The sequence below is a fragment of the Neobacillus drentensis genome (assembly GCF_036966985.1).
GTDB classification, from domain to species: domain Bacteria; phylum Bacillota; class Bacilli; order Bacillales; family Cytobacillaceae; genus Neobacillus; species Neobacillus drentensis_E.
On sequence record NZ_JBALSN010000118.1, the window covers coordinates 1 to 8,430 of the forward strand.

The 8,430-nt window shown below is 36.5% G+C and carries 8 protein-coding genes; 6 read left to right on the forward strand and 2 right to left on the reverse strand.

The window, feature by feature from the left end:
- Both V7659_RS08140 and V7659_RS08145 read right to left on the reverse strand, forming a co-directional pair.
- A partial coding sequence (locus V7659_RS08140) for a M20/M25/M40 family metallo-hydrolase (RefSeq protein WP_335539303.1) occupies window positions 1-508 on the reverse strand: 508 nt, incomplete at its 3' end.
- A 172-nt stretch (window positions 509-680) separates the two neighbouring features.
- Window positions 681-1,709 carry a LacI family DNA-binding transcriptional regulator gene (locus tag V7659_RS08145; protein ID WP_335539304.1) on the reverse strand — a complete coding sequence of 343 codons (1,029 nt, stop codon included), beginning with the start codon at window positions 1,707-1,709 and terminating at the stop codon, window positions 681-683.
- A 491-nt stretch (window positions 1,710-2,200) separates the two neighbouring features.
- Between V7659_RS08145 and V7659_RS08150 the strand changes: the two genes are divergently transcribed.
- From V7659_RS08150 to V7659_RS08175, 6 genes are all read left to right on the forward strand, one after another.
- On the forward strand, window positions 2,201-3,886 hold the full coding sequence (locus V7659_RS08150; RefSeq protein WP_335539307.1) for a sugar phosphorylase: 1,686 nt from the start codon (window positions 2,201-2,203) through the stop codon (window positions 3,884-3,886).
- Window positions 3,887-3,898: 12 nt separating this feature from the next.
- Window positions 3,899-5,191 (forward strand): ABC transporter substrate-binding protein, encoded by a 1,293-nt coding sequence (locus V7659_RS08155; protein ID WP_335539309.1) that lies wholly within the window; start codon window positions 3,899-3,901, stop codon window positions 5,189-5,191.
- Between the two features lie 25 nt (window positions 5,192-5,216).
- Window positions 5,217-6,101 carry a carbohydrate ABC transporter permease gene (locus V7659_RS08160; protein WP_335539311.1) on the forward strand — a complete coding sequence of 295 codons (885 nt, stop codon included), beginning with the start codon at window positions 5,217-5,219 and terminating at the stop codon, window positions 6,099-6,101.
- Window positions 6,091-6,939, forward strand: a complete 849-nt coding sequence (locus tag V7659_RS08165; RefSeq protein ID WP_420491258.1) for a carbohydrate ABC transporter permease — start codon at window positions 6,091-6,093, stop codon at window positions 6,937-6,939. The genes V7659_RS08160 and V7659_RS08165 overlap by 11 nt, the downstream gene beginning before the upstream one ends.
- Before the next feature lie 34 nt (window positions 6,940-6,973).
- Window positions 6,974-8,032 carry a zinc-dependent alcohol dehydrogenase gene (locus V7659_RS08170; RefSeq protein WP_335539313.1) on the forward strand — a complete coding sequence of 353 codons (1,059 nt, stop codon included), beginning with the start codon at window positions 6,974-6,976 and terminating at the stop codon, window positions 8,030-8,032.
- Window positions 8,033-8,136: 104 nt separating this feature from the next.
- The coding region (locus V7659_RS08175; RefSeq protein ID WP_335539314.1) for a sugar phosphate isomerase/epimerase family protein at window positions 8,137-8,430 on the forward strand (294 nt) is incomplete at its 3' end.

The following is an 8,430-nucleotide window of genomic DNA, read 5'->3' on the forward strand; positions in this document are numbered from 1 at the left end:
AATCAACCGCTTGTATTATTCCAATTACACCAATTTTGTCATCTAATGTCCCCCGGCCCCATATCTTTTCGTCCACAATGGCGCCACTGAAAGGTTTTTGCTCCCAATTGGCTTCCGTTCCAGTTAAAACAGGAACCACATCATAATGACTTGTTAAACCGATAGGCCTTTTGCCTGCATCGCTGCCTTTCCATTTATATACAAGGGCGTAATTATTTACTCTTTCAAATTCTAACTGTTCGTAAACGCGTGGGAAACTTTCATGTAAAAAGGCAATAAACTTTTCAAATTCCTTAAAATCAAACTTACTGCGGTCCTGATAAGATACCGTTTTGTAAGTTATTGCTTTGGATAAATTCTCAACTGCAACATCCTCGTTAAGAACTATATGTGTAGGGTTTGGCGGAGGCTGCATTGATTTAATGGTGAATACATTAAAAGCGGTTACAATTAGAAAAATAATAAGGATCCCACTAAATAATGTCAGCGTAATCTTTCGTTTTTTCAAGATTTCTTCCCCCATTCTTTCTTATCTATTTCATCCTATTATAAGATGGAACTATTTATTAAAATAGTAGGGATTTGTAAATAAATAGTTAGAAGAATAGTCGTAAAATCGCGAAAAGCCAACGGTTCGATGTCCGTTGGCACAAAATATGGGTAATCCAATAAATTTTCACTTAGTCGTTCTTTTCTAGAACTTTTGCCACTGAGCTCTTAATAATCACTTCGGTGGGCACGATTTTTTGATTATGTTTACTTTTCTCCCCTTTGATTTTTTCAAAAAGGAGTGTAGTACCAGCGTCTCCTAACTTTTTTACCGGAATTTCAATACTAGTCAATGCTGGCGACAGAAATGCTGAAATACTGGGATTACTATATCCAACTATGGATATGTCGTTAGGAATAGAGATTCCATTATCTGATGCAGATTTATAAAGACTCAATACCTTTAAATCATCTGTCGCAAAAACAGCAGAAGGGCGATTAGGAGAAAGAAGCAGGCTAGTAGCCGATTCGTATGCAGTATTTACTGTGTAGCCACTATTAATGATCCATTCTTCTCGTAACGGCAGTCCATAATTCTTCATGCAATTTTTATAACCTTCTAAGCGATCAATTGAAACATGATAATCAAGCGGTGAGTGTAGACATGCAATGTCTCGATGTCCTTGTTCAATTAAAAGTTTAGTCAAATTATAACTATCTTGGTAGTTATTCGTATCAACGGAAAAGATATTGTTATATTCCCCGTCGACTCTTCCAATCACCACAATGGGAATATTAAAAACATCTAATTGTTTGAAAAAGTCTTCATTAGCTGGAGAACTTAACATGATAATTCCTTTGATCATTTTTTCTTTAATTTTAGTGATACACTTTTCAAGTTCATCATGACTGTTTCTCGATGTTTGTATAATGACATCAAAGTTCTCTTCCTCAGCTTTTGAAGAAATTCTGTGGATGATATCAGAGAAAAAAGGATTGTTAGCAGTAGTTTTTGCGGACCGTGAAACAACCAAGATGGCATCAAAACCTGAAGAAAGGGCACGGGCCAATTTGCTAGGCTGGTAATTTAATTCTTCGATTGCCTTTAATACACGTTCACGAGCTTCCTCAGAAATATTAGTTTGGTTATTTAGCACACGGGATACAGTAGATTTGGAAACATTTGCGACCCGCGCTATATCGTAAATGGTGTGAACCATTATTTCTCCTTCTCTCTTTTAAACTTTTCAGGAATAAGTATAGTAATCGAAGCTACTGGAAAAATCATGCAGCTAACTGTGTCTCATTATTTTGTTATGAAAACGATCGCATTATGTGGGAGTTAGGTTTATTTGTTTGGGGTGGGAGTAATATAGGATTCATTATATGGATGAATGCCAAATGTAGCAATAGAAACTTTTGGGTGATTACTATATTAATATTTCCGAACGATCTGACCCTAAGATAAAGACCAGTTGAATTAGTGTTGACAGAAAACGTAATCTATATTATATTAACGTCGTGGGAGCGGTACCATAAAATTTTATTTTGAAAATAATATAGCTATTTTTAAAATAATGGTTCCGTAGGAATATCAATTTAATAAAAATAAATTTTTTTACCCTTTGTTGGGAGCGGTACCATAAAAGATTCATTCTATGAATCTATATTTTTTTTTATCGCTGGGAGCGGTACCACACAGGAGGAATCTATGAAAAAAATTAAAGAAAGACTTTCATTTATCTATGAAAATCAAGATATTGAGCCAATTTGGGAAAGCATAAAGGAACGTATTGTAAAAACAAAGACAAAATCTCTTAAGCAACGAAAACAAAATTGGGATGAAAAGGATCTTGTTTTAATTACTTATGGAGATCAATTTTATGAAAAAAAGGAACCAACATTAGATACGTTTAAGAAAATGTTTGACCAGTACCTAGCTGATAAATTTGAAATTGTGCATCTTTTACCTTTTTATCCTTATTCTTCGGACGATGGCTTTTCAGTTATTGATTATAAAAAAGTCAATCCGATTCTCGGTAATTGGGAACAGATTGAGAGTTTATCAAAATCAGCAAGAATTATGTTTGATGATGTTTGCAATCACATTTCGGCAAAAAGTGACTGGTTCCAAGAATACTTAAATGGTAATTCCGAATATCAAAACTTCTTTGTTGAAATGGATCCAACTATTGATTTAAGCGCTGTTACTAGACCTAGAGCACTTCCGTTATTAACAAAATTTACTCTAAAAAATGGTGAAGAAAAGCATATTTGGACAACCTTTAGTGAGGATCAAATCGATTTGAATTTTAGTAATCCACAAGTTTTGTTAAAGATGATTGACGTTTTGCTATTTTATTTAGAGCAAGGGGCAGAATATATTCGTTTAGATGCGATCGGATTTATGTGGAAAGAAGTTGGAACGACTTGTATCCATCATGTAAAAACCCATGAGATTGTTAAACTGTTCCGTGATGTTGTAGATGAAGCGGCCAAAGGAACCGTTATTATTACTGAAACAAATGTCCCACATAAGGATAATGTTGCTTACTTCGGTAATGGAAGCGATGAGGCACATATGGTTTACCAGTTTCCACTGCCGCCTTTAGTTCTGAATGCTCTTCACAATGGAAATGGGGCCGCGCTCACAAAATGGGCGAGCGAGCTGCCGCAAACGGGGAAGAATACAACTTTTTTTAACTTCCTAGCTTCCCATGATGGAATTGGGCTAAATCCGATTCGCGGCATTATTCCAGAAGAAGAAATTTTAGCAATGGTAGAGGATTTAAAGAAAGAAGGGGCCTTGGTCAATTACAAGAAGAACCCGGATGGAAGTGAAAGTCCATACGAAATTAACGTCACGTACATGGATGCGTTAAATAAACAATCAGATGATGATGAGATCAGAGTAAAAAGATTTTTGGTCGCTCATTCCATTCTACTAACTCTTCCAGGTGTACCAGCTGTTTATATTCAAAGTGTGCTGGGATCAAGAAATGACTATGACGGTGTTTCAAAAACAGGAATGAATCGTTCGATTAATCGACAAAAATACAACGTAACAGAGATTAAGAAGGAATTAGCTGCTAAAGACTCTTTACGATACAAAGTGTTTTCTGAGTTAACAAACATTATTCAATCTCGGAAAAATGAAGCCCTTTTCCATCCAAATGCCGCAATGGAAGTCATCAATCTAGGAGAGAAAGTTTTTGCTTTTAAAAGGGTAAATCAACATAATGATAGCCTTTTGGTAGTAAACAATCTAACAAATGAAACGGTTACGTGTGGAATTACCGGAAGATATATAAATATGGTTAATGACGATAAAGTTGAATTTAATGAAGATTTAATACTAAACCCATATGAATTCATGTGGTTAAAACCAATTGACTAGGGGGGAATTAGTTTGTTTAAAAAGGGCTTAAGTCTAGCAATCATTTTGTTAGCAGCTTTTGCATTAACTGCATGTGGAAGCAATCAAAATGCGGACGGAAAAACAACCATAGAATTTATGCACTCCTCTGTTGAACAAGAGCGTTTAGCAGTCATTAACGAACTGGTTGCAGCATTCGAAAAGGAAAACCCAGATATTAAAATAAAACAAATTCCTGTTGAAGAAGATTCTTATAATACAAAAATTATTACCTTAGCAAGTGCAGGCAAACTTCCAACTGTACTTGAAGTAGGGCAAGATTATGCCAAAGTAATGGATAAAGAAGTACTGATTGATAAGAAGGCTGTTAAAAAGATTATTACTCAGATTGGTGAAGAGAATTACTATGATGGCGCCTTGAAGCTAATGAGTACGGAAGATGGAAAAAGCTATACAGGTGTTCCAATCAGCGGATGGGTGCAAGGGATCTGGTACAACAAAGAAATGCTTGCAGCAAAAGGGTTTGCGGAACCGAAAAATTGGGATGATGTCATCACCATTGCTAAAGCATTTACGAATAAAGAGAAGAAAAAATATGGGATTGCCATGCCGACAGTAGAAGNNTCTGAACAAGCCTTTTCACAATTTGCCCTTTCAAATCATGCGAATGTGTTAGACAACAAAGGTAAGTTAAATATGAATACACCTGAAATGAAAGAGGCATTAACTTATTATAAAAAGTTGTCTCAGTATACGATGCCTGGATCTAATGACACCACGGAAGTAAAAGATGCTTTCATGAACGGTACTGCGCCGATGGCGATTTATTCAACTTATATTCTTCCTCCTGTATTTGAAGAGGGAAATGCCAAGAATATTGGATTTTCTATTCCTAGTGAGAAGACAAAGGCCGTTTTCGGAACTGTTTCTGCTTTAACGATTGCCTCTTTTTTAGAAAAAGACCAAAAAGAAGCCGCTAGTAAGTTTGTTAGGTTCATGTCCAAGCCTGAAAACATGACAAAATGGGTGTTAATGTCTCCAGGCGGAGCTCAACCAGTAAGCAAGCTAGTAACAGAAAATGAAAACTATCAAGCAAATGAAGTAGTAAAAGCTTTTGGTGACCTATCAACTGAAATAGCGGCATCTTTTAATAATATCCAAGTATTTGGTTTAGTAGATAGCAAAAATTTCATAAAAATGGGTGACGTAACTAGTTCAGGAGCTATTCCTAAGTTGGTTAACAGTATCACGGTTGGTGATAAAGACATCAAAAGTGAAATGAAGAAGGCAGAAAAAACACTCGAAAAAGTTTTAAACAAAGAATAAATTAGTTCTCCATGGGGAGGGTAACATGAAAACGAATATAAGAAAAAAATCGGATATTAAATTGGCGGTAGCTTTACTTTTCCCAAGTATCTTCTTGCTTCTATTGCTCGTTGCTTATCCAATGGTAGCAAATATACAAATCAGTTTCTTTGATCAACCAATTAATCCGAGGTTAAGCGCCACTTTTGTAGGATTAACAAACTATTTAGATATTCTTACGGATGTTGAGTTTTTTAAATCATTAGGGATTACTCTTTTGTATATGCTTCTTACCGTTGGAGGAAGCACGGCAGTGGGGTTGGGGATTGCCATCTTCTTTAATCGTCCTTTTAAATTTCGTAAAACTGCTCGATCATTAATCATTTTGTCTTATGTAACACCGTCGATTTCATTGGTTTTTGCGTGGAAATATATGTTTAATAACGGCTATGGTGTTGTTAATTATTTAGGAGATGACGTTTTACACCTGTTTAATGAGGCTCCACTTTGGTTTGACAACCCGATAAGCAGCTTTTTCTTGGTATCGCTTTTTGCCATTTGGAGATACTTCCCTTACGCTTTCATTTCTTTTTTGGCTATCCTTCAAACGATTGACTCTACTTTGTATGAAGCGGCTGAAATTGATGGAGCCAGTGCTTGGGGGAAATTCAAAATTGTAACATTACCTGCAATTATGCCAGTCTTGTTAACGGTACTCACACTACGTTCCATTTGGATGTTCTATATGTTCACAGATGTATACCTTTTAACAAACAAAGTAGATATTCTCGGAATTTACTTGTATAAAACAGCATTTGCATTTAACGACTTAGGCAAAGCAGCATCAATTTCCGTCATATTGTTCATTATTCTCTTTATTGTCATTATTATTGCAAGAAAGCGGGTGAATTTGAATGGCAATGGCAAGTAGTAAAAAGAACAAAGCAGCAAAAACAGCTGGGTTTTACACGGCTCTTATAGCCATTTTAACTTTATGTCTGTTTCCTTTTTTCATTATGTTAATGACATCCTTTAAAAGTTCGAAGGAAGCCGTTTCGACAAATCCAACATTTTTTCCAAAAGAATGGACAATACAGCATTATCTCGATATCTTCAATCCGGATATCTTCCCATATCTTTCATATTTTAAAAATAGTTTAGTCGTGTCACTAACTGCATCGATCTTGTCGGTTGCAATCGGGATCTTTGGAGCATATGCGCTTTCAAAACTAAACTTCAAAGGTAGAGCTACGATTAATGCAAGTTTTTATACCGTCTATATGTTTTCAGGTATTTTGCTAGTTGTGCCATTATTTAAAATCATTTCAGGATTAGGTTTATATGATACAAAAACTTCGCTAATCATTACAATGATTGTGCAAACATTGCCGACTGCTATCTTCATGTTAAAGAGTTACTTTGATACGATTCCAGTTGACTTAGAAGAAGCGGCAATGATTGATGGGCTAAACCGGGTCCAGATTATTTTCCATATCATTATTCCACTTTCTTTTTCAGGAATCGTATCCGTATTTGTATATGCTTTTATGATTGGATGGAATGACTATTTATTTGCATCGATTTTCTTATCCGATTCAGCCAATTTTACTTTACCAATTGGATTAAATGCGTTGTTCAGTACGCCAGATTATGTATGGGGACGAATGATGGCAGCATCGCTCGTAACAGCCTTACCAGTTGTCATTATGTATGCCATTTCCGAGCGTTTTATTAAAGGGGATGCAACAGCAGGCGGAGTAAAAGGTTAATAAACTTGATAAAACGAGAGGAAGTAATGTAATCATGAAAAAGTTAGTTGCTGTAGAACCGAGAAAAGCGGCATTAGTAGAATATGAAGATCGCCATGTACACCCAAATGAAGTGAAAATTGATGTTGATTTTGCGGCACCTAAACACGGGACAGAAGTCATCGACTTCCGTGGACAAACACCTTTTATGGGTGAGAATTTTAATGAAGAATGGCGCATGTTCATGCCTCGTGAAGAGGGTTCAGCACCTGGTATCGTGTTTGGTGAATTTCAGCTTGGCAACATGGTCGTTGGTAAGATCGTTGAAATTGGCAGTGAAGTAACAGAGTACCAAATCGGCGATACGGTATGTACGTATGGCCCAATTATGGAGACAGTTATTGTGAATGCTATTAACAACCACCGATTACGTAAAATGCCTGAGGGTGCCAAATGGCAAAATGCTGTTTGCTATGACCCTGCACAATTTGCCTTGAGCGGTGTGCGTGATGCACATGTTCGTGCCGGTGATGTTGTTGTGATTGTAGGATTAGGAGCAATTGGCCAAATCGCCATTCAACTAGCGAAAAAAGCGGGAGCAAGTATTGTTGTGGGAGTTGACCCTATTGAACACCGCTGTGAAATAGCTCTTCGCAATGGTGCAGATGTTTGTTTCGACCCTACTTCCTGTGATGTAGGATATGAAGTGAAAAAGCTAACAAATAAAATGGGTGCGGACTCGATCATTGAAACGAGTGGAAATGCTGCTGCTCTTCAGGATGCATTAAAAGGAATTGCCTATGGTGGAATCATTTCCTATGTAGCTTTTGGAAAGTCATTCCCTGCAGGATTAAATTTTGGCCGTGAAGCTCATTTTAACAATGCTAAAATTGTTTTCTCACGTGCTGCTAGTGAGCCAAACCCTGAATACCCTCGCTGGAATCGTAAGCGAATCGAAGACACATGCTGGGAATTGTTAATGAACGGTTATCTGAATTGTGAAGATATTATTCAACCAATCGTTACATTTGAAACAAGTGCGGATGCATACATGGAATATGTGGACCAACATCCTGAACTAAGTATTAAGATGGGAATCGAATATAAAAAATAATAGTTTATTTACCGTTTCATCTCTATTTCAATCTGACTGAAATCCATACATTTAAAAGATGATATGGATTTTAGTTTTACACCAATATATTGGAGGAGTTTTCTGTGAAAATCGGTACACAAAACCAAGCGTTTTTTCCTGAAGATATTAAAGAAAAGTTTAGATATTTAAAAGAAGTAGGCTTTGAAGGCTTCGAAATAGATGGCAAATTTTTAGTCGATCATTTAGATGAGGTAAAAGAAGCGATAGCGGAAACAGGAATTCCGGTTACGACTGCTTGTGGAGGGTATAGCGGTTGGATCGGAGACTTTATTGAAGAACGCAGATTAAAGGGTTTAGAAGAAATTAAACAGATTCTAGAAGCACTGCAGGAAGTCGGTGGAAAAGGGATTGTAGTC